The sequence below is a fragment of the Methylobacterium sp. V23 genome (assembly GCF_002917135.1).
In the GTDB taxonomy this organism is placed as follows: Bacteria; Pseudomonadota; Alphaproteobacteria; order Rhizobiales; family Beijerinckiaceae; genus Methylobacterium.
In genome coordinates, this window is the sequence record NZ_PDHT01000018.1 from 78,516 (window position 1) to 104,805 (window position 26,290).

The following is a 26,290-nucleotide window of genomic DNA, read 5'->3' on the forward strand; positions in this document are numbered from 1 at the left end:
CGGGCGCCCCGTCATGATCCCCTTCGATCTTCGCTCGCCGGAAACCGGCGAGCCCCTCAAGGCCGATACCCCCCACTCGCTGCGCGAGGCGGCGAGCGGCGCGCGCTGGCCGGTGATCGACGGCATCCCCTACCTGCGCACCAACCGCACCGACCTCGTCGCGCAGACGCTGAAGCGGCTCGATGCCGGCGAGGCGGACCTCGCCGTCGAAGGTCTGCTCGCCGACCAGGACGACTGGTGGACCGGGCCGCCGGCCGACCCTCTGGAGCTGCACGAACTCGTGCGCGCGCGGGACAAGCATTCCCTGCGCGATGCGGTGCGGCTCCTCGGCTGGGGCCGGGTCGGCGACTACTTCCTGCATCGCTGGACCGACCCGACCTTCCTGGCCGGCCTCACCCTGCTCGAAGCGCACTGGAACAACCCGGTCTGCGTCTTCGAGTTCGCCTGCGGCATCGGCCACTACCTGCGCGAATTCCAGACCCGCGGCATCAAGGTCTCGGGCGCCGACGTCGTCTTCGCGAAGCTCTGGGTCGCGCGCCACTGGGTGGTGGGCAAGTCGGCACAGCTCGTCTGCTTCGATGCCCATTCGCCCCACTGGCCGATCCCGGACGCGCCGGTCGACCTCGTGGTCTGCAACGACGCCTTCTACTTCCTCGACCGCAAGGCCGAGGTACTGGAATGCCTGCGCCAGAATGCCGGCGACGACGGCTGGCTCGCCGTCAGCCACATCCACAACAGCGACCGACCGGGCTTCTCGGCGGGTCGCGCCGTCTCGGCGGCCGAGATCGACGAGCTCTTCCCCGACGGTCTCGTCTACGACGACGACGACCTGACGCGGGCCATGCTGGAGCGGCGCGCCCCCTCCCCCCGCAAGCCCCAGGACCTGACTGGCTGCGAGGCCTTCTCGGTGGTGGCGGGTCCCGGCATGCGCCCGGCCCCCCGCCCCGTGATCGACGGCATCACCGTGCCGCGCCCGGGCCGGACCCTGCGCCTCAACCCGCTCTTCGTCTCCGAGGGCGGCGCGGAACACGCGATCCGCTGGCCCTCCGAGCGCTACGAGGCCGAGTACGCCGCCCGTGCCACCTATCCGTCGACCTATGCCGGGCCGGACAGTCTCGACTGGCAGGGCGACCTCGATTCGCCCGAGGCCGACCGGGTCCGCGACCGGACCTATGTCGACCTTCCGGAGCGCTGGTGATGGCGTCGGAGCAGGACCCCGTCGCCTGGGGCATCGTTGGCTACGGCTGGGTCGCACGCGACTACATGGCGCTGGGCATCCGCGCGGCCGGGCATCGGCTCGTCGCCGTCGCGGATCCGGGCGAGGCCTCCCGCGCGGCGGCCGAGGCCGAGGGCGCCCGGGCCTATGCCCGGCTCGAAGACCTCGTGAACGATCCGGAAATCGAGGCCGTCTACGTCGCCACCCCGAACCATCTGCACCGGGAGGCGATCGAGGCGCTAGCAGGCTCCGGCAAGGCAATCCTGTGCGAGAAGCCGATGGCGGCCTCCCTCGACGAGGCCGAGGCCATGGTCGCGGCGCTGCGCGGCGGGGAGACGTTCTACGGCACCGCCTTCGACCAGCGCCACCACCCGGCCCACCGGGCCATGCGGGACGCGATCCGCGCGGGCCGGCTCGGGACCGTCACGGCGATCCGCATCGTCTATGCCTGCTGGCTGCCGAGCACGTGGACGTCCTTCGCCGGCCAGGACAACTGGCGCATCGATCCGGCCAAGGCCGGCGGCGGCGCCCTGATGGATCTCGCTCCGCACGGCCTCGACCTCGTCGATTTCCTCCTCGACGAATCGATCCACGACCTCGCCGCCCTGACCCAGGCGCGGGCGCAGGACTACGCCGTCGACGACGGCGCCCTCCTGATCGGGCGCACCCCCTCCGGCGTCCTCGCCAACCTGCACGTCGCCTACAATTGCCCGGACGCCCTGCCCCGCCGCCGCCTCGAAGTGACCGGCACCAGGGGCCTGCTGACGGCCATCGACACGATGGGCCAGGTGGCGGGCGGCAGCCTTTCGTTCACCGACGGGTCAACCGGCCTGTCCGACACTCTGCCCTTCGACGGGGAGGCCTCGCCTTTCCTCGAACAGGTGAAGGCCTTCGGCTCGGCCCTGCGCCGGCCGGCGGAGCGCGAGGCCTACAGCGCGACCCGCGACCTTCACACCATGCGCTTGCTGGCCCGCGCCTACGCCGCGTTGCCCTGAGGAACGGAACACCACGACCGTGAACGAGCAGGACCAGGACGACCGCGCCCGCCACAGCCGGATCAAGGCGCCGCGCGCCTACACCCACGGCGCCCCCCGCCGGATCGAGGGCCTCCCGGCCGCTTTGCCCGAGCCCGTGCGCGCCTATCTCGACATCCTGCCGGAGGGCCGCATCGTCGGCTTCCCCCTGGCGCCCCTCGACCGCACCGGCATCCCGGTCTGGTTCGTGTCGCTGTTCCTCGACGACCCGTTCTTCGTCGGCGCCATGCCGAGCGGCATCGGCTACGGCGCCACCGACGACGAGGCCATCATCGGCGCGGTGGCGGAGATCGCCGAGAACCTGATGCCGTCGCTCGCGGTGATGCCGCGCAAGAAGGAGCGCGCCAGCTACGACGACCTCGTGCGCGTCTACGGCGCCGGCGCGGTGGCGGATCCCCTGACGCTCTGCCTGCCGGCCGGCAGCCCGGTGGGGCGCGGCACCACCCTCGAATGGACGCCCACCCTCCGCGCCCGCAGCGGCGAGACGGTGCTGATGCCGCTCGACATCGCCGCCACCGACTATTTCGAGCTGTCGGAGGGCTACAAGCCCTTCACCAACCTCATCACCAACGGTCTCGGCGCCGGGCCGGACGTCCCGTTCGCACTGGGCCACGGCCTGCTCGAACTGTTGCAGCGCGACGGCAACGGCCTGCTGTTCCGGGCCCTCGACCAGGGCGTGATGCTCGATCTCTCGGAGGGCCTCGGCCCCGAGACGCGCGGCATGCTCGACCGGCTGGACGAGCTCGGGATCAAGGCCCTGCCGAAATTCGCCACCGACCAGTTCGGCCTGACCAACCTCTACGTCGTCGGCCACGACCGCAACCTCGCCGACACGCCGGTGCCGATCGCCCTGTCGGCCTGCGGCGAGGCCTGCGATCCGGACCGCGAGCGGGCGCTGCGCAAGGCGCTCCTCGAATTCCAGGCCGCCCGCGTGCGCAAGGCCTTCGGCCATGGGCCGCTCTCCTTCGCCGAGCGGGTCACGCCCCCGGGCTACGTCAAGGCCTTCATCGACAAGGCGCTGCCGAGCCTCGATCTCGAGGAGAGCCGCGCCCTCAAGGCGATGCTCGAATGGATCGTGCAGCCGCCGGAGGGCATCGCCGCCACCCTGCGCGACACCGTCTATTCCGAGCGCTCGACCAAGCGCTTCACCGACCTGCCGACCACGGAGGCGCCGGACGGCCACGCCCGCGGGAGCATCGCCCGCGAGCGCCTGGAGCAGGCCGGCTTCGACGTCCTCTACGTCGATTGCTCGCCGCCCGGCGGCGGCGTCGGCGTGGTCAAGGCCATCGTGCCGGGGCTCGAGGTCGAGACCATGAGCTACCACCGCATCGGCGCGCGCAACACGCAGAAGCTCATCGACCGCGACCACCCGCTGATCCGTTTCGGCGCGGCCACCGACACCCTCAAGCCCGTGCGCCTGACCCCGGAGGCGATCGAGCACTTCGGCGGCCAGCCGCTGTTCGACACCGCCCTGGCCGACCGGATCGTCGGCGCGCACTACCCGCTCTACCGCGAGCCGGAATCGCACCACGCGCCGTTCCGTCTGGCCCAGCAGGGCCGTGCCGCATGAGCCTGCGCTTCGCCTACAACACCAACGGCACCGCCCATCACCGCCTCGACGATGCGATCGATCTCATCGCCGAGGCCGGCTACCAGGGCGTAGCGCTGACCCTCGACATCCACCACCTCGACCCCTTCGCCGAGAGCTGGCGGCCGGAGGCGCAGCGCGTGTCGAGCCGGCTCCAGCGCCTCGGCCTCGGCTCGGTGATCGAGACCGGCGCGCGCTTCCTCCTCGACCCCAAGGCCAAGCACGAGCCGACCTTGGTGAGCGGCGATGCCGCCGGCCGGGCCCGCCGGATCGGCTTCCTCAAGCGCGCCGTCGACATCGCGGCGATCCTGCATTCCGAGGCGGTCTCGTTCTGGGCCGGCGTGCCGAAGCCCGGCATCGATCCGGCCGAGGCCCAGGGCTGGCTGCGGGAGGGGCTGACCGAGATCGTCGCCTACGCCGCCGCGCAGAACGTGGTCGCCTGCCTGGAGCCCGAGCCCGGCATGCTGATCGAGACCCTGGACGACTACGCCGCCCTCGACCTGCCGGGGCTGAAGCTCGCCCTCGACACCGGCCACTGCCTCGTCACCGGCGAGCGCGACCCGGCGGTGGCGGTCGCGGAATTCGCCGACCGCCTCGGCACCGTGGCGATCGAGGACATGGCGCGGGGCGTCCACATCCACCTGCCCTTCGGCGAGGGCGACATGGACGTGCCGGGCGTGCTGGCGGCCCTCGACGCGATCCGGTTCGACCGGTTGATCTGCGTGGAGCTCTCCCGCGAGAGCCACCGGGCCGACCTGATGGTGCCGGCCTCGCTGAAATACCTCCGCGATTGCCGCAACCCGAACCCGGGAGCCTCCGCGTGAGGATCTGCTTCGTCTCGCGCCGCTACTTCCCGGCGATCTCCGGCATGAGCGTCTACGCGCAGAATCTCCTGCGCGAGCTGGTCGAGGCCGGCCACGACGTGACGATGATCTCCCAGTACCGCGGCGACGCCTTCGGCACTCGCGTCTACGGCGGCGGCCCGCCCCCCGCCGTGCCGGGCGTCACCGTCATCGGCCTGGAACAGGTGGGCGAGCAGGAGAGCGGCGATTTCGAGCGCGACATCGACACCATGGTGGCGACGATTCGCGCCGAACACGCCCGGAAGCCCTTCGACATCCTGCACGCGCAGTACGGCTACCCGACCGGCTGGGCCACGCTCCTGGCCTCGCGGACGATCGGCGTTCCGAACGTGGTCTCGATCCAGGGCGGCGACGGCCACTGGGTCGGCTCCTGCTGCGAGACCCACCGGGTCGCCATGTGCGAGGTGCTGGCCCATGCCAACGCCCTGCTGATCGGCGGCGCCTCCTTCGTCCAGGAGGTCTGCGACCGGCTCGGCTCGGACCCCGCCCGCTTCACCATCGTGCCCGGCGCCGTCGACACCGCGCGTTTCACGCCGGGGCCCGGCGACCATCCCGGACCGGTGCGGCTGTTCTATCACGGCCGCGTCGACCGCCGGAAAGGCGTGCTCGACTTCATCGACGCCCTGGCGCTGGTGCGCGCCCGCGCGATCCCGTTCGAGGCGATCATCTCCGGCATCGGGCCCGACGTGGAATCCTCGAAGGCCCGCGCAGCGGACTTGAACTTCTCCGAGGCCGAGATCCGCTTCACCGGCTACGCCGACTACGACACCGTGCCGGACCTCTACCGGGCGGCGGACGTCTTCGTGTCGCCGACCTATGCGGAGGGGTTCTCCAACACGATCCTGGAGGCGATGGCGGCCGGGCTCGCGGTGGTCTCGACCCACTCGGTCGGCGTCTCGGACTGCCTGCGCGACGACGAGAACGGCCTCCTGGTCCAGCCGGGCGACGTGCCGGCCCTGGCCGAGGCCCTCGCCCGGGTGATCGAGGACGCGCCCCTGCGCAAGCGCCTCGCCGCGGACGGCCTGGCCGAGTGCCGCCGGGTCTATTCCTGGCGCGCGGTGGGCCGGCAGATCATGGAGGTCTATGCCGGCATCGCCCGGGCGCATCCGGCCACCGACTTTCCGACGGTCTTGCCGCACGATCCGTCCTGCCGCTTCCGCGCCGAACCGCACCTGCTCTGAGCCGATGCCCACCGCCCTCGCCCTGTCGCCCCATCTCGACGACGCCGCCTTCTCCTGCGGCGGCCTCCTGCACGCGCTCGGTGCGGCGGGCTGGGACGTGGCGACCGTGACGGTGTTCACCGCCTCGGTGGCGGACCCGACGGGGTTCGCCCTCGCCTGCCAGACCGACAAGGGGCTCGGGCCGGAGGTCGACTACATGGACCTGCGCCGGGCCGAGGATACGGCGGCGATCCGGGCCCTCGGGCTGGCGCGCCCGCGCCACCTGCCCTTCCGGGAGGCGCCCCATCGCGGCTACGCCTCCGCCCCCGCGCTGTTCCAGGACGTGCGAGCGGATGACGGGATCGTGCCGGACCTGACCGGCGCGTTCCGGGCGCTCCTGGCCGAGATGACGCCCACCCTGATCCTGGCGCCCCAGGCCATCGGCGGCCATGTCGACCACGTCCAGGTGGTGCGCGCCCTCGATGCGGCCGAGCCCGCGGCACCGATCCTGTGGTGGCGCGATTTCCCCTACACGGTGCGCGACCAGACCCCGAAGGAGCCGCTGCGTGCGCGCTTCGCCCACCTCCCGGAGGCCGAGATCCGCTTCGGAGCCGAGGGCCGCGGCGCCAAGGCCGAGGCCTGCGCCGCCTACGCGACGCAGCTCGGCTTCCAGTTCGGCGGCCCCGAGGGCCTGATCCGGCGCCTGGCGCAGAAGGACGGCCGCGAGCGCTTCCGCCGGCAGGGCGCCCTGCCCGAGAGCCTGAGGCGCCTCGTCGCCGATGTCGGCTGAGGCGCCGCCCGCCGAACCGAAGAGCCTGCGCGACCCCGCCGCCCTGGCCGCGCGCAAGTCCCTGCTCGCCAGCCCCCACATCGCCCCGATCCGCGCCCTCGGCCGGCAGATCGCCGCGGCACAGGGCGCCGAAGTCCCCGATCCCGATCCCCTCGACGGCGGCGTCGCGGCCCGCCTGCTTCTACTCCTGGAGACGCCCGGTCCGAGCATCCGCGGCACCGGCTTCGTCTCGCGGGACAACCCGACCGGCACCGCCGCCAACCTCTTCCGCTTCCTGGCGGAGGCCGGGATCGCCCGCCGCGACACCCTGATCTGGAACACGATTCCGTGGGTGATCCACCCCCCTGGGGCCCTGAACCGCGCGCCGCGCCGGTCCGAGGTGCGGCAGGCCCTGCCCTGCGTGGCGCCCCTCCTCGCCTGCCTGCCACGGCTCGGCGTCGTCGTACTCTCCGGGCGGGTCGCGGGCTTCGCGCGGCCGGAGCTCGAAGCCCGGCGCCCGGACCTGACGCTGATCCCGATTCCGCATCCGAGTCCGACCTATGTCTGCACCGCCCCCAGCGTCGCCGCGCGCATCCGGGCGGGCCTGAGCGAGGCGCAGGCGTGCATCGCCGGTGGGCATTGCGCCTCTCTCGCTGGCAATTGCCGGCCGATGCCCCTAAATGCGGGCGACGGGCCGTGGTCCGGCACAAGCTCGGGTTGACCCATGCCGCCGATGCGGCCGTGCGCGGGGAGCCCAGCGGAGGCGGACGCCGACACGATGAATTTTGCAGGACAGCAGAAGCAGGTCGAGACGGCCGAGGCGCTCGCGCCCGAGGCAGCCCCGATCGACGCGACGGAGACCGAGGCGGCGCCGGTGAAATCCGGCATGCGCGGTCGCTATGCCTGGCTCGGCACCATTGCCAGCCTCGCCATCCTGGCGGGCTCGCTCTTCGTCCTGTGGAAGCTCGTCGAGACGGTCACCTGGGCCGAGATGCACGCGGCCTTCACGGGTGCTTCGGCGGAACAGCTCGGCTTCGCCTTCCTGTTCGTCGGCGTCAGCTACCTCTTCCTCACCTGCTACGACGCCCTGGCGCTGCGGCAGCTGAAGCTGAAGGTGCCGTACCGAACGACGGCCCTGGCCTCGTTCACGAGCTACGCCGTCAGCTTCACCCTGGGCTTTCCGCTCCTGACGGCGGGGACGATCCGCTACTGGATCTATTCGAGCAAGGGCCTGGGGGCGGCCAAGATCGCCGCCCTGACGGTCATCGCCGGCTTCACCTTCTGGCTCGGGATGGGCGTCGTCCTGGGCTTGAGCCTGATCGCCGAGGCCGGCCAGCTCGCCGCCCTCACCTTCACCAGCATCGCGCTGAACCAGGGGGTGGGCTTCGGCGCCCTCCTCGCCGTGGTGGCCTACCTGCTCTGGGTTTCCCTCAAGCGCCGGCACGTGCGGGTGAAGAGCTGGCGGCTCGAGCTGCCGGGCGCCTCGGTCTCCCTGAGCCAGATGGTGGTGGGCATCGGCGACGTCTGCGCGGCGGCCGCGACGCTCTACGTGCTCCTGCCGGCGGGCACGTCCATCGGCTTCACCACCTTCGTGGCGATCTACGTCCTGGCGGCCATGCTGGGCATCGCCTCGAACGCGCCGGGCGGCATCGGGGTGTTCGAGGCGACGATCCTCCTCGCCCTGTCGAGCCTGCCCCGCGACCAGGTGCTCGGATCGCTGCTGCTGTTCCGGGTCTGCTACTATCTCGTGCCCTTCGTCATCGCCCTGGCCATGTTGACCGTCTACGAGATCGTCAAGCGCACCCGGGACGCCAGGGCCTGAGGCGCGGGGCTGAGCCGGGAGAGTCCGCATGGCACGGGGCGCGCGCCGATCGTCCTGGACCGCCGCCGCCATCGCGACGGTGGGGCTCGGGGTGTTTGCGGCCGGACGGGGGACCCTCGACGCGCCGATGATCGCGGCCTCCCTGGTCGTGCTCTGCCTCGGGGGCGTCATCGGCAGCCTCGGGCGGGCCCGCGTCGTGCGGATGCCCGAGAGCCCCGGAACCAGCCGCCATTCGGTGGCAGAGGCGCTCCTCGCCAACATTCCCGATCCCGTCATCCTGGTGGACCGGCGCGCGGTGGTGATCGAGGTCAATCCCGCCGCCCGGGCCCTGCTGCCGGCCCTGAAGCTGCGGCATCCGCTCTCCTTCGCCCTGCGCGCCCCCGACGTCCTCGACGGGATCGAGGAGGTCCTGCGCACCGGCGCCTCGCTCAAGACGCTCTACGCCACGCGCGTCCCCACCGAGCGCGCCTTCGAGGTTCAGATCGGCGCCCTGCCGATGCCGGACGGGGTCGTGGGGGGGGTCTTGGGAGGCCAGCCCAACGTGGTGCTGTTCCTGCGCGACCTCACCTCGGCCCGCCGCCTGGAGGCGATGCGGGTCGACTTCGTCGCCAATGCGAGCCACGAGCTGCGCACGCCGCTGGCCTCGCTCCTCGGCTTCATCGAGACCCTGCAGGGCCCGGCCCGCAACGACCCGCCGGCGCGCGAGCGCTTCCTCGGCATCATGAAGACCCAGGCGCAGCGGATGGCGCGCCTCGTCGACGACCTCCTGTCGCTGTCGCGGATCGAGCTGCGCGAGCATGTCCCGCCGACGCGCCCCGTCGACCTGACCCGGATCGCCCGGCAGATGGTGGATACGCAGGGGCCGCTGGCCCGCGACCGCGGCGTGATGCTGAGCGCCGCCGTCGAGGGCGCCTTCCCCATCCTGGGCGAGCGTGACGAGCTGCTGCGGGTGGTCGAGAACCTGATCGAGAACGCGGTGAAGTACGGCGGCAGCGGGGGGCGCGTCGAGGTCGCGCTCCGGCGCCAGACCGATGCCGCCAGCGGGCGGACGAGCGTCGAGCTCGCCGTGCGCGACTACGGGCCGGGGATCGCCGCCGAGCACATCCCGCGCCTGACCGAACGGTTCTACCGGGTCGACGTCGCCTCGAGCCGCGACCAGGGCGGGACCGGCCTCGGCCTCGCCATCGTCAAGCACATCGTCAACCGGCACCGGGGCCGCCTGCTGATCGAGAGCGTGCCCGACGAGGGCACCACCGTGCGGGCGATCTTCCCGGCATACGAGGCCGCCGAGACCCCGGACGTCCTGGCCGAGCCGACCTGAGGCCGGAGCTTGGCGGGAGGGCGGCCTGAGGCCGGAGCCTGGCGGGAGGGCGGCCTGAGGCCGGCAGCCTAGCGGAACGGCGGCTCGTCGAAGCTGCGCAGCTTGCGCGAATGCAGGCCGTGGCGCTCGGCCCGCAGGTTGTCGAGGGCGGCGAGCCCGATCAGCAGGTGCTCGGCCACCGCGCGCTCGTAGAAGGCGTTGGCGGCGCCCGGCAGCTTGATCTCGCCGTGGAGCGGCTTGTCGGAGACGCAGAGCAGGGTGCCGTAGGGAACCCGGAGGCGATAGCCCTGGGCCGCGATGGTGCCGCTCTCCATGTCGACCCCGATGGCGCGGGAGAGGTTGATGCGCCGCCGCTCCTGGCTGAAGCGGAGCTCCCAGTTGCGGTCGTCGTAGGTCACGACCGTCCCGGTCCGGAGCCGGCGCTTCAGGGCCTCGCTCTTCTCGCCGGTGACGTGGGCGGCCGCGGCCTGCAGGGCGAGCTGCACCTCGGCCAGCGCCGGCACCGGCACGTCGGGCGGCACCAGCTCGTCGAGGATGCGGTCGCGGCGCAGGTAGCCGTGGGCGAGGACGTAGTCGCCGATGGTCTGCGACTGGCGCAGGCCGCCGCAATGCCCGACCATCAGCCAGCAATGCGGGCGCAGCACCGCGAGGTGGTCGGTGATGGTCTTCGCGTTGGACGGGCCGACGCCGATATTCACCAGGGTGGTGCCCTGCTGGCTGCCGTCGGGGCCCCGAGCCACGAGGTGGTAGGCCGGCATCTGGTACTTGTGCCAGGGCGAGGCGGCGATCAGCGCCGCCGGATCGACGGTGGCGGCCTCCGCCCGCGAGACGCTGACGCCGCCCGGCAGGATCAAGCGCTCGAACCCGTCGTCGCCGCGCGCGAGGCGCTCCAGGCCGTGACGGATGAAGCCGTCGACGTAGCGGTGGTAGTTGGTCAGCAGGATCCAGGGCTGCACGTCGCCCCAGTCACTGCCGGTGTAGTGCACCAGGCGCCGGAGCGAGTAGTCGGTCCGGATCGCGTCGAAGAGCGCCAGCGGGCGCGGCGCGTCCGGCAGGTCGTGCCAGAGCCCGTCCGCGATCTCGTCGCCCACCACCGAGAGCAGCGGCACCGGGAAGTAGGTGGCGAGGTCCCGCGGGGTGACGCCGCCGCGCCCGAGATCGGCTCCCGGCTCGATCACGTAGGGATAGGGGATCTCCTGGGCGCTGAGGCCGACCTCGAGGGTGACGGCGTAGTCCCGCACCAGGGGCCGCAACTGCTCCAGCAGGTAGCCGCGAAAATGGTCCGGCTGGGTCACCGTGGTGGCGTAGGTGCCCGGTGCCTGCAGCTTGGCCGTGGCGCGGGAGACCTGCGGCATCGGCCCGGTCGGCTGGTAGGTGAGACGCAGCTCCGGATAGCGGAACTGCAGCCGCTCCGTCGCGTCCGGCGGCGGCCCGCCGTCGAGGTAGCGCGCGAGGGCCGAACGCAACGCCTCGATCGCTCCCGCATGGAGGGACGCCAGGCGGTCCACCGCCGTCTCGGGATCGGAGACGGACTCCATCGGTCGCAACTCGTCGCGGATCACGGTGACTCCTGCCAGGCGCTCGGTCCCCAGGGTCTTACACCCGGCGAACCCGGGAGGCGAACGCGGTGCGGACCGGGGATTTTTCCAACGCTATCGCGACCTGGGCGATTCCAAATTGCCCTTCGGTTCCGATACAACCATTTCGTTACGGCTCCGATTCCCTTAACATATGCGATGTATCCGCTTTGCCTCGAAGAGACGAAGATTGGATCCACGGACTGGCATAAGCGGCGACGACAGGGGGAACAGGGCGTCGATGCTCACAGTCATCGGTTGCTTCATTATCGAACACGATCCGTGGCTGCTGACGCTCGCGGCGATCATTTGCGCCCTGGCGTCGACGTCTACGATCGCGCTTCTGCACCACGCGAAGCAGACCCGGGTCGGCCGGCGCAGCGGATGGGTCGCGGTGGCGGCCGTCGCCGGTGGCTCGGGGATCTGGGCGACGCATTTCCTCGGCATGCTGGCCACCGATCCGGGCCTGATCCCGGCCTATGCGGTCGGGCTGACGGTGCTCTCGCTGGTGTTCGCCATCGTGGTGAGCGGGCTGGGCCTGGCGATTGCGGTGTTCTGGCGCGCCCGCAGCGCCGCCCTGGCCGGAGGGGCCGTCGTGGGCCTCGGCATCGCCGCGATGCATTACACCGGGATGGCCGCCTATCAGGTGGCCGGGCGCCTGGTCTGGAACCCGGCCCTGGTGGCGCTCTCGGTCGCGGTGGGCGTCGGGCTCGCGATGGCGGCCCTGTGGATCGGGCTGAGCAGCCGGCGGGCACGGGGCCGGGTCGTCGGGGCCGCCCTCCTGGCGGGCGCGATCGGCAGCCACCACACCCTCGGCATGATGGCCCTGTCGATGGTGCCGGACCCCTCGGTGATCGTCCCCGAGGAGACGGTCCCGGCGCTCTGGCTCGCCCTGCCGGTCGGGCTGGCGAGCCTGACGATCCTGATCATGGCCTGCACCACCCTGGTGCTCGACCTGCGCGACCGCCAGCGCGAGGTCTATCGCGGGCGCCTCCTCAGCCTCGCCAACGCGGCCGTCGAGGGCCTGGTGATCTGCCAGGACGGGGTCATCGTCAGCGCCAACGACAGCTTCGCGGATCTGGCCGGCGGCGAGGCGAAGGCCCTGGCCGGGTTGCCCCTGGCGCAGTTCGTTCCCGACAGCGCGACCCGCACCAGCCTCGCCGACAACCCCAACGACGTGGTCGAGGGGACCCTGTACCGGCTCGACGGGTCCGACCTCCCGGTCGAGCTCATCATGCGCCCGGTCGCCTACGGGCGGACGCCGCACGTCGCCCTGGCGGTGCGGGACCTCACGACGCGGCGGCGGGCCGAGCGCCAGATCCGCTTCCTCGTCGGGCACGATCTCCTCACCGGACTGCCCAATCGCCGGCATTTCCAGGACGGCCTGGATCGGGACATCCGGCAGGCGGGGAGCGGGCACCTGGCGCTCCTCCACATCAACCTCGACGGGTTCAAGGAGATCAACGACCTCTTCGGAAACCCGATCGGGGACGCCACGCTCGTGCGGGTCGCCCACCTCATCGGCGGCCTCCTCGACGAGACCCAGACGATGGCGCGGATCGGCGGCGACGAGTTCGCCGTGCTGACGCCCTGCACCCACGCGGTGGCGGCCGGCCGCCTCGCCGAGGCCATCCGGGCCACCCTCCAGGCCGCGGCCGAGGGGGCCCCCCAGGGCGAACCCGTGCCGGCCGCCACCATCGGCATCGCGGTGTTCCCGGACGACGCGCGCGACCGCAACGACCTCGTCAACGCCGCCGATACGGCGCTGCTCCTGGGCAAGGCCGAGGGCCGGGGAAACTACCGCTTCTTCGAGGCGTCGATGGGACAGGATGTCCGCGAGCGCCGCCTCCTCGAGAAGCAGTTGCGCCGCGCCCTGGCGGAGGACCAGCTGCGCCTGGTCTACCAGCCGCAGATCGAAACCCGCTCCCGGGCCGTGATCGGCTTCGAGGTCCTGCTGCGCTGGCACCTGCCCGGGCGCGGCCTGGTCTCGCCGGCCGTCTTCATCCCCATCGCGGAGGAGAGCGGACTGATCCGGGAGATCGGCGCCTGGGTGCTGCGGGAGGCCTGCCGGGAAGCCGCGCGCTGGGAGGTGCCCCTGTCCGTCGCGGTCAACGTCTCCGGCGTCCAGGTCCATGATTCCGGCTTCGCGCCGGCGGTCCGGGCAATTTTGGCCGAGACCGGCCTCGATCCGGGGCGCCTCGAACTCGAGATCACCGAGACGGCCCTGATCCGCGATCCCGACAGGGCCCTGACCAACCTGCGCCAGCTGAAGGCGCTGGGCCTGCGCCTCGCCATGGACGATTTCGGCACCGGCTACTCGTCCCTCTCGAACCTGCGGCTGTTCCCCTTCGACACCATCAAGATCGACGGCTCGTTCATCGCGGCCGTGGATTCGAACCCGCAGGCGGCCGCCATCGTGCGCTCGGTCCTCGGGCTCGGTGCCGGACTCGGCCTGCCGGTCATCGCCGAAGGGGTCGAGACCGCCGAGGAGCTCGGCTTCCTCGTCGCCGAGAAGTGCCACGCCGCGCAGGGCTACTTCATCGGCCGACCGGGCCCGATCAGCGGCTTCGGGCAGCAGACCCGCGGCGCGCGGCAACGGTCGCCGGTCGCAGCCTGACCGGCGCCGACCCGCTTGCTGCCGAGCGGGACTTGCTGCCGATCCGGACTTGCTGCCGATCCGGACTTGCCCGAAACGAGAGGCCCGGCGGCTCGGCCCGCGCCGGAGGAGAGGCGCCGCGCATGAACGACGAGACCGGACATCGTCCCGGCGAGGTGGCGATCCCGCTGCCCGAAACCTTCGACGCCGGGCTCTACTTCATCGGCCGCGTCCGCACGCCCTGGGCGACGCGCGGCGCGTGCCCGAAGAACGGGCTGAAGACCGACGCGGTCTGCACGCTCGCCGTCGATGCGCCCTTTGCCGAGGCCCTCCAGAACGTCGAGGGCGCGAGCCACCTCATCGTCCTCTACTGGATGGACGAGGCCGCCCGGGACCTGGCGCTGCAGCGCCCCCGCCACGCCGAGGGCAGCCGGGGCACTTTTTCCCTGCGCTCGCCGGTGCGCCCCAACCCCATCGCCCTGTCGGTGGTCGAGCTCCTGGAACGGGACGGCGCGACCCTGCGGGCGCGCGGCCTCGATTGCCGCGACGGCACCCCGCTCCTCGACATCAAGCCCTACTTCGCGACGACGGATGCGCGCCCCGGCGCCACGGTGGAGCGGGCCGGGACGACGCCGCGCTGACGCGGCGCCCGGCCGTGGATCCGCGGATCAGCCCGCGGGTGTCGGCGCCTCGGCGCCGTGGACCCGCCCGTCCGCGCCGTGGATCTTGCGCGGGGCGCCCTTCGGCGGCGCCTTGATCCGGTACCAGCCGACATAGAGGGCGGGCAGGAAGAACAGCGTCAGGAAGGTCGCCGCCAGGATGCCGCCGATCATCGCGTAGGCCATCGGTCCCCAGAACACTTCGCGGGCGATGGGGATGAGGCCGAGGCTGGCGGCGGCGGCCGTGAGGAGGATCGGGCGCATGCGGTGGCAGGTGGCGTCCACCACCGCATCCCACGGGGGAAGCCCGTCGCGCTCGTACTCGTCGATCTGGGTGACCAGGATCACCGAGTTGCGCACGATGATGCCGATCAGGGCCAGGACGCCCAGGATCGCCACGAAGCCCATCGGCTTGTTGAAGGTCAGCAGCGCGAGCGCGACGCCGATCAGCCCGAGGGGCGCCACGCTGGCCACCAGGAAGAGCTTCTGGAAGCTCTGGAGCTGGATCATCAGGAACATCGCCATGGTGAGGAGCATCACCGGCGCCACGGCCGCGATCGGGCCCTGGCCCTTGGCGCTCTCCTCCACGGCGCCGCCCACCGCCAGCACGTAGCCGTCCGGCAGGCTCGTCCGGAACGCGGTGATCTGCGGGTCGAGCTGGCTCACCACCGTGGCCGGCTGGGTGTGGTCCGAGATCGAGGCCCGCACCGTGATGGTCGGCAGGCGGTCGCGGCGCCAGACGATGGGCTGCTCCAGCTCGTACCCGATGGTGGCGAAGGCCAGGAGCGGCACCACGCTGCCGTTGGCCAGCGGCACCTGCAGGCTCTGCAGGGTGTCGAGGGAATTGCGCTCCACGGCCTGCGCCCGGGCGACCACGTTGACGAGGTAGATCGAGTCGCGCACCTGAGTGATCGACCGGCCGCCGACGATGCCGTTGAGGAGCCCGGCGATGTCCTCCGAGGTGACGCCGAGCTGGCGCGCCTTGTCCTGGATGATGTCGACCTTGAGCACCTTGCCGGGCTCGTTCCAGTCGAAGGTCGGCACGTCGAGATGCGGGTTGGCGCCGACAATGTTGCCGAGGGTGAGCGCGTAGGCCCGCAGGGTCTGCAGGTCGGGGCCGCTGAGACGGTACTGCACCGGCCGCCCGACCGGGGGGCCGAGGTCGAGGGAGTGGATGAGGAAGTCGGTGCCGACGAACTTGTCGCGCGCGAGCGCGTCGAGCTTCAGCTTCATGCGCTCGCGCGCCTCGATCGACTTCGTCTCGATGACGATCTGGCCGAAGAAGGCGTTGCCGAGCTGCTGGTCGAGGGGCAGGTAGAAGCGCACCGCGCCCTGGCCGACATAGGACGACCAGCGCACGATCTCGGGGTCGCCCACCAGGGTCGCCTCGAAGCGGTCCATCTGGCCCTTGGTCTCGGCGATGCTGGCATTCTGCGGCAGCGTCATGTCGACGAGGAGCTCGGGCCGGTCGGAGGCCGGGAAGAACTGCTGCTGCACGAAGCCCATGCCGACGATCGAGGCGCCGAGCATGCCGACGCAGACGATCACGGTGGTCCAGCGCCAGCGCATGGCGCCGAGGAGCAGGCCGGTGAAGATCCGCATGGACCGGCTCGGGGCGTCGTGGTCCTTGTGCTTCATCTGCTTGGGCAGGAGCTTCACGCCGATGAGGGGCGCGAACAGGACCGCCACCACCCAGGAGACGAGGAGCGAGGCGGCGATGACGACGAAGAGCGAGTAGGTGTACTCGCCCGCCGACGAGCCGTTGAAGCCGATGGGCAGGAAGCCCGCCACGGTCACCAGGGTGCCGGTGAGCATCGGGAAGGCGGTGGAGGTATAGGCGAAGGTGGCGGCCTTCTTCAGGCTGTCGCCGACCTCCAGGCGCGCGACCATCATCTCCACCGTGATCATCGCGTCGTCGACGAGCAAGCCGAGCGCGATGATGAGGGCGCCGAGCGAGATGCGCTGGAGCGTGACGCCCATGATCTGCATGATCACGAACACGATGGCGAGCACCAGCGGGATCGACAGCGAGACCACGAGGCCGGCGCGCCAGCCGAGCGAGATGAAGCTCACCGCCAGCACGATCACCACGGCCTCGACGAGCGCCTTGGTGAAGCCGCCGACCGCCTCCTCGACGATCTTGGGCTGGTCCGAGACGAGGTGGATGCCGACGCCCACCGGCAGCTCGCCTTCCAGCTTGCGCATGCGCTCCTTCAGGTCGTGGCCGAAGGTGAGCAGGTTGCCCGAGGGCTGCATCGCGATGGCGAGGCCGATGGCCGGCTGGCCGTTGAATCGGAACAGGTCGGTCGGCGGGTCGGTGAAGCCGCGGGAGATCTCGGCGACGTCCGAGAGGCGGAAGAAGCGGTCGTTCACCCGCAGGTTCACGGCGCGCAGGCTCTCCTCGTTGACGAACTGGCCGCCGACCCGGACGGAGACCCGCTCGGGGCCCGCCTGGATCACGCCCGAGGGCGCGATGGCGTTCTGCGACTGCAGGGTGCGGATCACCGAGTTGGTGTCGAGGCCGAGGCCCGCGAGCTTGCGGGTCGAGAAGTCGAGGTAGATGACCTCGTCCTGCGCCCCGAGGAGCTGCATCTTGCCGGCGCTCGGCACCTTCTTCACCTCGGCGCGCACGCGCTCGACGTAGTCGCGCAGCTGCCGCGGGGTCACGCCGTCGGCCGTGAAGGCGTAGACGTTGCCGAACACGTCACCGAACTCGTCGTTGAAGAACGGACCCTGGATGCCCTGCGGGAAGGTGCCCTGGATGTCGCCGATGCGCTTGCGGACCTGGTAGAAGATCGCCGGAATGGTTTTCGGCGGCGTCGTCTCGCGCAGCTGCACGAACACCGTGGCCTGGCCCGGCGTGGTGTAGCTGCGGCTGAAATCGACGGCATCGATCTGCTGCACCTCCTTCTCGATCCGCTCGGTGACCTGATCGAGGGTGTCGCTGATGGTGGCGCCCGGCCAGCGCGCCTGCACGATCATGGTCTTGATCGCGAAGGGCGGGTCTTCCTCGCGGCCGAGGCGCTCGTAGGCCAGGAACCCGGCCATCACCGAGATCAGCATCAGGAACCAGACGAAGGAGCGATGCTCCAAGGCCCATTCGGAGAGATTGAAGGTCTTCACGGGTTTGCTCTCGCCTCACCGGGGTGGCGGCTGATGATGGATGGCGGCGGTGCCGAGGATCAGGGCGCCTGGTCGGGCAGGCGCACGGCCTGTCCCTCCTGGAGCGAGTGGACCCCGGCCAGGACCACCCGGTCTCCGGCATTCAGGCCCGTGCCGATGCTGATGCGCTCCGGGTCGCGGCGGGTCACGGTGACGGGCCGCTTGCGCACGCTCTTCCCGTCCGGCGCGACGATCCAGACCGCATCGCGGCCGTCCTCCGTCAGCACCGCGGTGGCGGGCAGGTCCACGTGAGGGGCCTCGGCCCGCGCCAGGGTGACGGTGAGGGTCGAGCCGAGGCGGAAGGCCTCGGAGGGCTTGATCAGGGTCATGCGGATGCGCCGGGTCCGCGTGGTCTGGTCGGCGAAGGGCGCGATCTCGCGCACCCGCGCCGTCGCCGTCACGTCCGGCGCGCTCTGGAGCGCCACGGTGAACTCGGCGTCCGTGGGCATCGTCCCGACGAGCTCCTCGGGAATGTCCACCACGGCCTCGCGCTCCTCGGGGCGGGCCAGGGTCGCCACCGCCTGTCCGGCGCTGAGGACCTGTCCGACCTCGGCGCTGCGCACCGTGACGACGCCGTCGAAATCCGCGTGCAGCTCGGTATAGCCCATCTGGTCGCGCGCCCGCTGCAGGTTCGCCTCCGCCTGGGAGACGCGGGCCTGGGCCGTGTCCCGGCTCGCCACGGCGGTGTCGAGCTGCGCCTGGGTGACGTTGCCGCCGGGCAGCAGGCGCCGGCGCCGCGCCTCCGTGGCGCCGGCGTTCTCGGCCTGCGCCCTGGCGTCGGCGAGGTCCGCCTCGGCACGGGTCAGGGCGAAGCGCGTCACCACGGGATCGAGGGCCGCGATGCGCTGGCCCTTGTGGACGATGTCGCCCACCGTGACGTCGCGGGCGATCATCCGGCCGGCGATCTGGAAGCCGATCTCCGACTGGTAGCGCGGGGCCACGACCCCGGCGAAGGGGCCGAAGACCTGGGCCGCGACCGGCTTCACGACCCGGTACAGCACCGGCCGCACGGGCGGCGGCGGCGCCGTCTCCTCGGCGGCCTGGCAGGCTCCGAGGGGAAGGACGAGCGCCAGGGCGCGCAGGGCCGGACGAAGCAGGGCTGGAGAGAGCAGGGATGGGCGGATCATCGCGCCGCCTCCAGGGTCTGCGCGACGGCGACGGTCTGGCCCGGGCGCAGGAGCTGGATTCCCGCGATGACGACCTCCTCGCCGGGCTCGACCCCGCCCTTCAGCGCGATGGTGTTGGGCCCGTAGCGCTCGATCACGACGCGGCGGGGCGCGACGGTGCTGTTGCGGGGATCGCGGACCCAGACCGCCGGGCTGTTCTCCCAGCGGTAGAGGGCCGACCAGGGCAGCACGATCGCCTGGCGCGGCCGGAACTTGCCGGTGCCGATCACGACGGCGCCGAGCGTCATGGCCTTGGGCGTCTCGTCGAGCCCGACCTTGACCCGGACCGTGCCGGAGGCCGCATCGACGCTGGGCGAGATCTCGCGCACCCGGCCGACCGCCTTGACCCGCGGGTCGGCCTGCAGCGTCACCTCCACGGTCTTGCTCTCGGGGGGCGCGGCCAGCACCGCCTCGAAGATGTTGAAGACCGCGTCGCGGGGGCCGTCCTGGGCCATCGCCAGGACGGTCTGGCCGGTCTGCACCACCTGGCCGACCTCGAAGGTCCGGCTCAGGACCATGCCGTCTACGCCGGCCTTCAGGTCCGTGTAGGAGTACTGCTCCTCGGCGCTGCCGAGGGCGGCCTTGGCGGAATCCACCGAGGCCTGCGTGGTGCGCAGCTGCTGCTCGGCATCGTCGTAGCTCGGGCGGGTGGTGTAGCCGCTGGCGAGGAGCTGCTCCTGGCGCTTGAAGTTCAGCTTGGCCTGGGTCAGGAGCGCCTCCGCGGAGGTGAGCGCGGCCTGGGCGTTGTTGAGGTTGGCGCGCTGCTCCTGAGGATCGAGCTTGGCCAGCACCTGATCGGCGGTGACGTGGTCGCCGACCTCCACCAGCCGCTGCGCGATCTTGCCGTTGGTCCGGAAGGCCACGTTGACCTGGGACTGGGCCTGGATATCCCCGGTGAAGATCAGGTCGGAGGCGATCGTGGTGGCGCGCGCCACCGCCGTGCGCACGACGGCCACCGCGGGACTCGCCGGCTTGGCCGTCCCCGTCTCCGTCTCCGCGGCCGCCTCGGCGCCCCGGGCCGGCAGCAGCGTGGCGGCACAGGCCGCGAGCACGAGGGCCACGCCCCCGCACCTGCGCGGCCACACGGTCAGCCTACCCACCATCGCGTCCTCGAACTCGAAAGGCCCCACTCCGGCGTCACCCATATCGGCTCCGTTACCGACCGTCCAGACGGTTTCTTTTTTCGGCGAACCATCTTCCCGGCGCCGTCGTTCCCCGGTATCCCGTGGACGTTTCCGATCGTCTCGCCGGCCCTGGCAACGGATCTCCCGCCCTCGAAACCGCCGGTGAACCGGCCGGATTGTCGATGATGAAGGCGCGCACCCGCCGCGAAGACAGACCGGTGGTCATCCTGGATGCCGCCGAACGCCTGATCCGGCGCATGGGCACCCGGACGCTCACCATCGATGCGGTCGCGGCCGAGGCCTCGCTCAGCAAGGGCGGCGTGCTGCATCACTACGCTTCGAAGGACGCGCTGATCTCGGCGCTGGCCGAGCGCAAGCTGCGGGAGATCCGCGAGAGCGTGGCGGCCCACGAGGCGGAGCAGGGTCCGGGCCCGGCCGCCCTCCCCCTCGCCCTGATCGCGCATGCGCGTCAGGTCTATGCCGATGAGGACGGGTTTCCCCGCGCGCTCCTGCTGGCCTCGGCGGAAAACCCCGAGGCCTTCGCGGGCTTCAACGCCTTCCTGAAGCAGCGCCTCGCCCAGATGGAGGACGTGGCCTGCTGCCCGGGCGCCGGAGCGATGCTGACCTTCGCCACCCTGGGGCTGCTGCTCACCCGGACCCTGGGCTTCCACTGCCTCGAGGGCGCGGAGCTGGAAAAGCTGTTCGACGCCATGGAGAACACGGCCCAGAGCCTGCCGAAGCCGGTCCGGGCCTGAGGTCGCAGGCGACCCGCGCGTCCGCTTTCGGACACTGATGAGCGAAAGCCGACACAGGCCACCGCCGCGTATTGATGCAGACGAGTTTCGCCGCGGCGCCCTGGGCACGCTGTGATGACCAAGATGGTCAACGAAAATTCACCGACCGTCTTCCCGGCCGATACTTTCCTGCCCCCGCTCAACCCTCGCGGGGCCCGGCCGGGCAAAAGTCTGGCCGGCAGGATCTAGTTGGGATTCCCGGGATCTGTTCTGTTCGGCGATGGATGATCGCTGTACGACCCGGCGCAGCAGCGCTATGTCTTGCGGATGCCATCCGGAACGACCCCGTCGCATGCCCGAACTTCCGAGAGGCCGGCTTCCGAGGCAAGGCTGCGTCGGCTCGCGGTGCGGACGATCGCCACGCCGGAGCCACGCGAGCCGGGTGCCGGAGGGCCGATCTCGGACCGAAGCGCTCGCTCCCGGATGCGCGCCGCGTGACTTTCTCCCTGGGGTTCCTCGACGCGGGCAGCGCCACCGGCGCCGAGATCCGCGCCCACGACTGGTCGGGAACGACGCTCGGTCCGCCGGAGCGCTGGCCGCCCGCCCTTCGCAACACCCTGGCGCTGATGCTGGCCTGCCCCCAGCCGATGTTCCTGGCCTGGGGTCCCGAGCTGCTCTGTTTCTACAACGATGCCTATCGGCCGATCCTCGGCTACCGGCTGCCGCAGGCCCTCGGCCGCCCGTTCCGCGAGGTCTGGGACAGCATCTGGGAGGATATTGGCCCCCTGGTCGACGCCACCCTCGCGGGCGAGACGCGCACCCTCACCGACATGAAGCTCGACCTGGCACGAACGGGCCGGGCCGAGGAGAGCTGGTGGTCCTTCACCTACTCGCCCGTCTACGACGACGCGGGCGCGATCAACGGATTGTTCTGCATCACCGCGGAAACCACCGACCGCGTGCGCGGCGAGGCGGCCCTGCGCGAGAGCGAGGACCATTACCGCCACGCGGTCGAGCTGAACCCGCAGGTTCCCTGGACCTGCGATGCCGCCGGCAACATCACCTCCTACGCGACGCGCTGGTTGACGCTGACGGGGCAGGCGCCCGGCGACCCCCTGGGCGACGGCTGGACCCGGGCGGTCCACCCCGAGGACCTGCCGCAGGCCCTGGCCGTGTTCGGCACCTGCCTTGCCTCAGGCGAGCCCGTGGACGTCGACTATCGCATTCGCCTGGCGACGGGGCAGTATCGCTGGATGCGCGCCCGGGCCTTTCCGCGCCGGGCCGAGGACGGCTCGATCCTGCGCTGGTACGGCGTGGTCGAGGACATCCACGACCGCAAGCGGGCCGAGATGCGGCTCCAGCGACAGGAGGAGCAGCTGCGGCTGGCCACCGAGGCGGCGGAGATCGGCACATGGGACCTCGACCCGATTGGCGACACGCTGATCTGGTCTGACCGGACCAAGGCGATGTTCGGCCTCGGGCCGGAGGCCGCGGTGACGATGGACGACTTCCATGCCGGGCTGCACCCGGAGGACCTGGCGGCCACCCGGGCCGCCTTCGCCTCGGCCCTCGATCCCGCCGTGCGGGCGACTTACGACGTGGAATACCGCACCATCGGCCGCAATGACGGCCTGATGCGCTGGGTCGCCGCCAAGGGCCGCGGCGTCTTCGACGGAAGCGGGCGCTGCGTCCGGGCCCTCGGGACCGCCATCGACATCACGGCGCGCAAGTCCGCCGAGGGTCACCTGCGCTTCCAGATCGCCCTCGCGGACCGCCTGCGGACGGCGGGCACGCCCCTGGAGCTCAAGATGATCGCCGCGGCCAGCCTCGGCGCCTATCTGGGCGTCGGGCGGGCGGGCTACGGGCACCTCCTGAACGGGGGCGAAGTGATCTCCGTCGAGCGCGACTGGTGCGACGGGCGCATGCGGTCGCTCGCCGGCGAGACCCGGGTGCTGGACGCCTTCGGCCCGACCCTGATCGCGGAGCTGCGCCGGGGCCGGACCCTCGTGGTGTCGGATTGCCGGACGGATCCGCGCACGGCGGAGGCCGCGTTCCAGGCCACCTGGGACAGCATCGGCACGCGGGCTCTGATCGTGGCGCCGATGATGCGGGGGCAGGAGGGCGGAAGCCTCTCCCTCGGCGGCCTGTTCTACGTGCATTCCGCCGAACCGCGGCACTGGACCGATGCGGAGGTGCGCCTGACCATGGAGGTCGCGGCGCGGACCTGGTCGGCCTACGCGCAGGCGGAGGCCGAGGCGGCCCTGCGCGAGCTGAACGCGACCCTCGAGGAGCGCGTGGCGGGACGGACGGCGGAGCTGGAGCAGACCCACGAGGCCCTGCGGCAGGCGCAGAAGATGGAAGCGGTCGGCCAGCTCACCGGCGGGGTCGCGCACGACTTCAACAACCTCCTCACCATCATCCGATCCTCGGTCGACTTCCTGCGCCGGCCGGACCTGCCCGAGGCGCGCAAGAGCCGCTACCTCGACGCGGTCTCCGAGACCGTCGACCGGGCCGCCAAGCTGACTGGCCAGCTGCTCGCCTTCGCACGGCGCCAGGCACTCAAGCCCGAGGTGTTCGAGGTCCGGGCGCGGCTGGTCGCCGTCGCCGAGCTCCTCGAGACGGTGACGGGCGCCTGCATCCAGGTCGTCACCGCCTTGCCCGACGAGACCTGTCACATCCGTGCGGATCTCAGCCAGTTCGAGACCGCGCTGATCAACATGGCCGTCAATGCCCGGGACGCGATGGCGGAGCGGGGCACCCTGACCATCCGGCTCGAATGCGGCGCGCCGCTGCCACCCCTGCGCAATCACGGCGGCAGCGCGAGCCGGTTCGCCGCGATCTCCCTCACCGACACCGGCAGCGGGATCCCGCCGGAGCATCTCGACCGGATCTTCGAGCCGTTCTTCACCACCAAGGGCGTCGGCAAGGGCACCGGACTCGGGCTGTCCCAGGTCTTCGGCTTCGCCAAGCAATCCGGCGGCGACATCGCGGTGCGGAGCGCGGTCGGGGCCGGAACCACCTTCACACTCTATCTGCCCGCGGTGGCAGCCGACCAGATTCCGGCCCCGGCCCCCGTGACCGCCGAGCACCCGGCCGTCTCGGGGGACGGCCTGCGCGTCCTCCTCGTCGAGGACAACCTGGAGGTCGGCCGCTTCGCGCGCCAGATCCTGGAGGATTTCGGTTACCTGCCGACCTGGCATACCGATGCCGAGAGCGCGCTGGCGGAAGTCGAGCGCGACACCACCCCCTTCGACATCGTGGTCTCGGACGTGGTCATGCCCGGCATGGGCGGTGTCGCCCTGGCGCAGGAACTGAAGCGGCGCCGTCCGAAGCTGCCGGTGCTGCTCGCCTCCGGCTACAGCCACATCCTGGCGCAGGAGGACGCCCACGGATTCGAGCTCCTGCACAAGCCCTATTCCGCCGAGCAGCTGGGCCGGACGATCAATCGGATCGTCGCCCGCCACGCGGTACCGTCGGACTCCTGAGGTCGCCGGCGCCGCGCCGCGAAGACCGAAGACGTGCCCGCTCAGGCCGCCCGTTCGGCCATGGCTTCGAAGACCAGGGCGTGACGGGCCGCGAGCACATCGATGTCGGTGGCGTAGCCGCCACCGATCACCCCGACGAAGGGGATGCCCCGCCGATGTGCCTCGCCGACGACGAAGCGGTCACGCGCCAGCAGGCCCGCATCGGTGAGGTCGAGACGGCCGAGGCGGTCGTCGCGATGCGGGTCGACGCCGGCATTGTAGAACACGATGTCGGGGCGCAGGGCATCGAGCAGCGGCCCGACATGGGCCTCGAGCACCGCGAGATAGCCGGCATCGTCGACGCCGTCGGGCAAGCCGACATCGCGGTCGCCGGCGATCTTGCGCGTCGGATAGTTCTTCTCGGCATGGATCGAGAGGGTGAACAGGTCGGGCGTCCCGCCGAGGCAGTCGGCGGTGCCGTCGCCCTGGTGGACGTCGCAATCCACCACCAGGGCCCGGGCGATGCTGCCCTCGGCGTGCAGGGTTCGGGCGGCCACCGCCACGTCGTTGAAGATGCAGAAGCCGGCGCCGGTCTCGCGCCGGGCGTGGTGGCTGCCCCCGGCAGTGCTGCCCGCGAGGCCGTGCGCCAGGGCGAGGCGGGCGGCCAGCAGGGTGCCGCCCACCGAGGCGCAGGAACGGGCCACCACCGAGGCGCCCACGGGCAGGCCGATATTGCGCTCGATCTCGCGGGAGACGTCCAGGGCGAGCACGGCCTCCACGTAGGCGCGCTCGTGGGCGGCGACGAGGAGGTCGGCCCCAGCCGGCTCCGGCCGCGCGAAGCCGCTCGGGACCAATCCCCGTTCCGCCAGGAGCTCGGCCAGGCGCCCGTACTTGCGCATCGGGAAGCGATGGCCCTCCGGCAGGGTCGCTTCGTAGGCCGGGTGGAAGACGATGGGCAGGCTCATCGTGACAGGCTCATGGGAGATCCGCGATCAGCCGGTCCGCCAGGGCGAGCCCGCTGTCATGGGCGGCCTCGATGCGCGGCCCGAGGCAGCCGTCGCCGGCATAGCCGAGACGCTGGACCGGATCGTAGAGGCAGGGCGCGCCGCAGGTCTCCTCCACGAGGGCGTAGCGCCAGCGATGGGCGCGGGCCTGCAGGGAGGCGATGGGTCCGCCGAACAGGTCGGCGACGGCGGCGAGCAAGGCGGCCCGCACGGCCTCCGGGGTGTCTTCGAGATGCGTCTTCGACCAGTCGGGCGTGGCATGGACGGTGTAGGCGGCGGGCGCCGTCGGGCGCCCCGGCTTCGCACCCTCGCGGAACAGCGCGGCGACCGGTCCATCCGCGGGGCGCAGGACGTCGCCCGCGAAGGGCAGGTCCCGCCCGCAGGTCAGCATCAGCGACCAGCACGGCGCGTAGGTGGCCCGCGCAACCCCGGGCAATGCGAGGCCGCTGGCGGCGAGGAGGCGCAGGGCCTGCGGGCCCGGCAGCGTCAGGACGACCGCGTCGAAATGCCGGTCCTCGCCGGCCTCCGCCAGCGTCAGGCGCCAGCCCCGGTCGGCCCGCGCCAGGGCGGTGACGGTGCGGGCGACCTGCACGTCGAGGCCTGCGAGGAGATCGCGCACGGGCGCGGTCATGTCGGGTACGGCGGTGACGCGGCCGGGCGCCTCGTAGGGCGCGACGAGGCCGCGGGCTTCCCAGTCGGCCAGGCGGGCGCGGAAAGCGGGGCCGTGCGCCCGCATCACCTGCGCGCCGTGGTCGAAACTCAGCCCGCTCTCGCGGTCGCGGCGGTTCGCCATGCGGCCGCCCGGCTGCCGGCCCTTGTCGAACACCGCGACGGAGAACCCGGCCTCGTGGAGACGGCGTGCCGCGCTGGCCCCCGCCATCCCGGCCCCCACGATCGCCACTTGTGCCGGTATCGCCATCTGCGCCGGTCCCGTCACCCGTGTCCCCCCTCGTGATCCGAGATTGTCATACGACTGAAGCAGCACGGCTGTTAGGGGCGCTGTGCAGTCCGGGACGCGACGCGGTGTCCAG

At 71.6% G+C, this 26,290-nt stretch carries 19 protein-coding genes; 13 read left to right on the forward strand and 6 right to left on the reverse strand.

Annotation, left to right across the window (positions count from 1 at the left end):
* The first annotated feature begins 13 nt into the window (after nt 1–13).
* The 9 genes from CRT23_RS17390 to CRT23_RS17430 are packed head-to-tail and all read left to right on the forward strand — an operon-like array spanning nt 14 to nt 9,773.
* Complete coding sequence (locus tag CRT23_RS17390; protein WP_103710671.1) at nt 14–1,198, forward strand: methyltransferase domain-containing protein; 1,185 nt, start codon at nt 14–16, stop codon at nt 1,196–1,198.
* On the forward strand, nt 1,198–2,211 hold the full coding sequence (locus CRT23_RS17395; RefSeq protein WP_103710672.1) for a Gfo/Idh/MocA family oxidoreductase: 1,014 nt from the start codon (nt 1,198–1,200) through the stop codon (nt 2,209–2,211). Before CRT23_RS17390 ends, CRT23_RS17395 begins: the two co-directional genes overlap by 1 nt.
* Nucleotides 2,212–2,230: 19 nt before the next feature.
* Nucleotides 2,231–3,820 (forward strand): YcaO-like family protein, encoded by a 1,590-nt coding sequence (locus CRT23_RS17400; protein ID WP_103710673.1) that lies wholly within the window; start codon nt 2,231–2,233, stop codon nt 3,818–3,820.
* Entirely contained in the window at nt 3,817–4,662 is an 846-nt protein-coding gene (locus CRT23_RS17405; protein WP_103710674.1) for a sugar phosphate isomerase/epimerase family protein, read from the forward strand. The genes CRT23_RS17400 and CRT23_RS17405 overlap by 4 nt, the downstream gene beginning before the upstream one ends.
* Nucleotides 4,659–5,882, forward strand: coding sequence for a glycosyltransferase family 4 protein (locus CRT23_RS17410; protein ID WP_103710675.1), 1,224 nt, complete (start codon nt 4,659–4,661; stop codon nt 5,880–5,882). Before CRT23_RS17405 ends, CRT23_RS17410 begins: the two co-directional genes overlap by 4 nt.
* Before the next feature lie 4 nt (nt 5,883–5,886).
* Entirely contained in the window at nt 5,887–6,651 is a 765-nt protein-coding gene (locus tag CRT23_RS17415; protein WP_103710676.1) for a PIG-L family deacetylase, read from the forward strand.
* On the forward strand, nt 6,641–7,351 hold the full coding sequence (locus CRT23_RS17420) for a uracil-DNA glycosylase (RefSeq protein WP_103710677.1): 711 nt from the start codon (nt 6,641–6,643) through the stop codon (nt 7,349–7,351). The genes CRT23_RS17415 and CRT23_RS17420 overlap by 11 nt, the downstream gene beginning before the upstream one ends.
* 57 nt (nt 7,352–7,408) lie before the next feature.
* Nucleotides 7,409–8,452, forward strand: coding sequence for a lysylphosphatidylglycerol synthase domain-containing protein (locus CRT23_RS17425; RefSeq protein ID WP_103710678.1), 1,044 nt, complete (start codon nt 7,409–7,411; stop codon nt 8,450–8,452).
* Between the two features lie 28 nt (nt 8,453–8,480).
* Nucleotides 8,481–9,773 (forward strand): ATP-binding protein, encoded by a 1,293-nt coding sequence (locus CRT23_RS17430; protein WP_103710679.1) that lies wholly within the window; start codon nt 8,481–8,483, stop codon nt 9,771–9,773.
* A 68-nt stretch (nt 9,774–9,841) separates the two neighbouring features.
* Here CRT23_RS17430 and CRT23_RS17435 read toward each other — a convergent pair whose 3' ends face one another.
* A complete protein-coding gene (locus CRT23_RS17435; RefSeq protein WP_210202087.1) occupies nt 9,842–11,311 on the reverse strand; it encodes an AMP nucleosidase in 1,470 nt (489 codons plus the stop codon).
* Between the two features lie 280 nt (nt 11,312–11,591).
* On the opposite strand from CRT23_RS17435, the gene CRT23_RS17440 reads away from it, so the two are divergent.
* Nucleotides 11,592–13,967 (forward strand): EAL domain-containing protein, encoded by a 2,376-nt coding sequence (locus CRT23_RS17440; RefSeq protein ID WP_103710681.1) that lies wholly within the window; start codon nt 11,592–11,594, stop codon nt 13,965–13,967.
* Between the two features lie 122 nt (nt 13,968–14,089).
* A complete protein-coding gene (gene tsaA / locus CRT23_RS17445; protein WP_103710682.1) occupies nt 14,090–14,587 on the forward strand; it encodes a tRNA (N6-threonylcarbamoyladenosine(37)-N6)-methyltransferase TrmO in 498 nt (165 codons plus the stop codon).
* 27 nt (nt 14,588–14,614) lie between these two features.
* Here tsaA and CRT23_RS17450 read toward each other — a convergent pair whose 3' ends face one another.
* From CRT23_RS17450 to CRT23_RS17460, 3 genes are read right to left on the reverse strand one after another with little or no spacing between them, the layout of a single operon-like run.
* Nucleotides 14,615–17,728 carry an efflux RND transporter permease subunit gene (locus tag CRT23_RS17450; RefSeq protein WP_103710683.1) on the reverse strand — a complete coding sequence of 1,038 codons (3,114 nt, stop codon included), beginning with the start codon at nt 17,726–17,728 and terminating at the stop codon, nt 14,615–14,617.
* 59 nt (nt 17,729–17,787) lie between these two features.
* Nucleotides 17,788–18,894: an efflux RND transporter periplasmic adaptor subunit gene (locus CRT23_RS17455; RefSeq protein ID WP_181017379.1), complete on the reverse strand. Its 1,107-nt coding sequence runs from the start codon at nt 18,892–18,894 to the stop codon at nt 17,788–17,790.
* On the reverse strand, nt 18,891–19,994 hold the full coding sequence (locus CRT23_RS17460; RefSeq protein WP_245436315.1) for an efflux RND transporter periplasmic adaptor subunit: 1,104 nt from the start codon (nt 19,992–19,994) through the stop codon (nt 18,891–18,893). The genes CRT23_RS17455 and CRT23_RS17460 overlap by 4 nt, the downstream gene beginning before the upstream one ends.
* 245 nt (nt 19,995–20,239) lie before the next feature.
* Between CRT23_RS17460 and CRT23_RS17465 the strand changes: the two genes are divergently transcribed.
* Together CRT23_RS17465 and CRT23_RS28890 are read left to right on the forward strand one after the other, a co-directional pair.
* Entirely contained in the window at nt 20,240–20,812 is a 573-nt protein-coding gene (locus tag CRT23_RS17465) for a TetR/AcrR family transcriptional regulator (RefSeq protein WP_055948107.1), read from the forward strand.
* Nucleotides 20,813–21,438: 626 nt separating this feature from the next.
* A complete protein-coding gene (locus tag CRT23_RS28890) occupies nt 21,439–24,276 on the forward strand; it encodes a PAS domain-containing protein (RefSeq protein WP_245436317.1) in 2,838 nt (945 codons plus the stop codon).
* Nucleotides 24,277–24,317: 41 nt separating this feature from the next.
* Here CRT23_RS28890 and CRT23_RS17480 read toward each other — a convergent pair whose 3' ends face one another.
* On the reverse strand, nt 24,318–25,220 hold the full coding sequence (locus tag CRT23_RS17480) for a histone deacetylase (RefSeq protein WP_103710684.1): 903 nt from the start codon (nt 25,218–25,220) through the stop codon (nt 24,318–24,320).
* Nucleotides 25,221–25,230: 10 nt separating this feature from the next.
* The gene (locus tag CRT23_RS17485) at nt 25,231–26,178 is read right to left on the reverse strand and encodes an FAD-dependent oxidoreductase (protein ID WP_055948098.1); all 948 of its coding nucleotides are present in this window, start codon (nt 26,176–26,178) and stop codon (nt 25,231–25,233) included.
* Between the last annotated feature and the right edge of the window lie 112 nt (nt 26,179–26,290).

Coding starts and splice junctions, on each gene's coding strand:
- CRT23_RS17435 (WP_210202087.1), bottom strand. CDS start 11,311: ATGGAGTCCGTCTCCGATCCCGAGACGGCGGTGGACCGCCTGGCGTCC.
- CRT23_RS17440 (WP_103710681.1), top strand. CDS start 11,592: ATGCTCACAGTCATCGGTTGCTTCATTATCGAACACGATCCGTGGCTG.
- CRT23_RS17480 (WP_103710684.1), bottom strand. CDS start 25,220: ATGAGCCTGCCCATCGTCTTCCACCCGGCCTACGAAGCGACCCTGCCG.
- CRT23_RS17465 (WP_055948107.1), top strand. CDS start 20,240: ATGATGAAGGCGCGCACCCGCCGCGAAGACAGACCGGTGGTCATCCTG.
- CRT23_RS17455 (WP_181017379.1), bottom strand. CDS start 18,894: ATGATCCGCCCATCCCTGCTCTCTCCAGCCCTGCTTCGTCCGGCCCTG.
- CRT23_RS28890 (WP_245436317.1), top strand. CDS start 21,439: ATGTTCCTGGCCTGGGGTCCCGAGCTGCTCTGTTTCTACAACGATGCC.
- CRT23_RS17430 (WP_103710679.1), top strand. CDS start 8,481: ATGGCACGGGGCGCGCGCCGATCGTCCTGGACCGCCGCCGCCATCGCG.
- CRT23_RS17395 (WP_103710672.1), top strand. CDS start 1,198: ATGGCGTCGGAGCAGGACCCCGTCGCCTGGGGCATCGTTGGCTACGGC.
- CRT23_RS17425 (WP_103710678.1), top strand. CDS start 7,409: ATGAATTTTGCAGGACAGCAGAAGCAGGTCGAGACGGCCGAGGCGCTC.
- CRT23_RS17390 (WP_103710671.1), top strand. CDS start 14: ATGATCCCCTTCGATCTTCGCTCGCCGGAAACCGGCGAGCCCCTCAAG.
- CRT23_RS17405 (WP_103710674.1), top strand. CDS start 3,817: ATGAGCCTGCGCTTCGCCTACAACACCAACGGCACCGCCCATCACCGC.
- CRT23_RS17420 (WP_103710677.1), top strand. CDS start 6,641: ATGTCGGCTGAGGCGCCGCCCGCCGAACCGAAGAGCCTGCGCGACCCC.
- CRT23_RS17485 (WP_055948098.1), bottom strand. CDS start 26,178: ATGGCGATACCGGCACAAGTGGCGATCGTGGGGGCCGGGATGGCGGGG.
- tsaA (WP_103710682.1), top strand. CDS start 14,090: ATGAACGACGAGACCGGACATCGTCCCGGCGAGGTGGCGATCCCGCTG.
- CRT23_RS17415 (WP_103710676.1), top strand. CDS start 5,887: ATGCCCACCGCCCTCGCCCTGTCGCCCCATCTCGACGACGCCGCCTTC.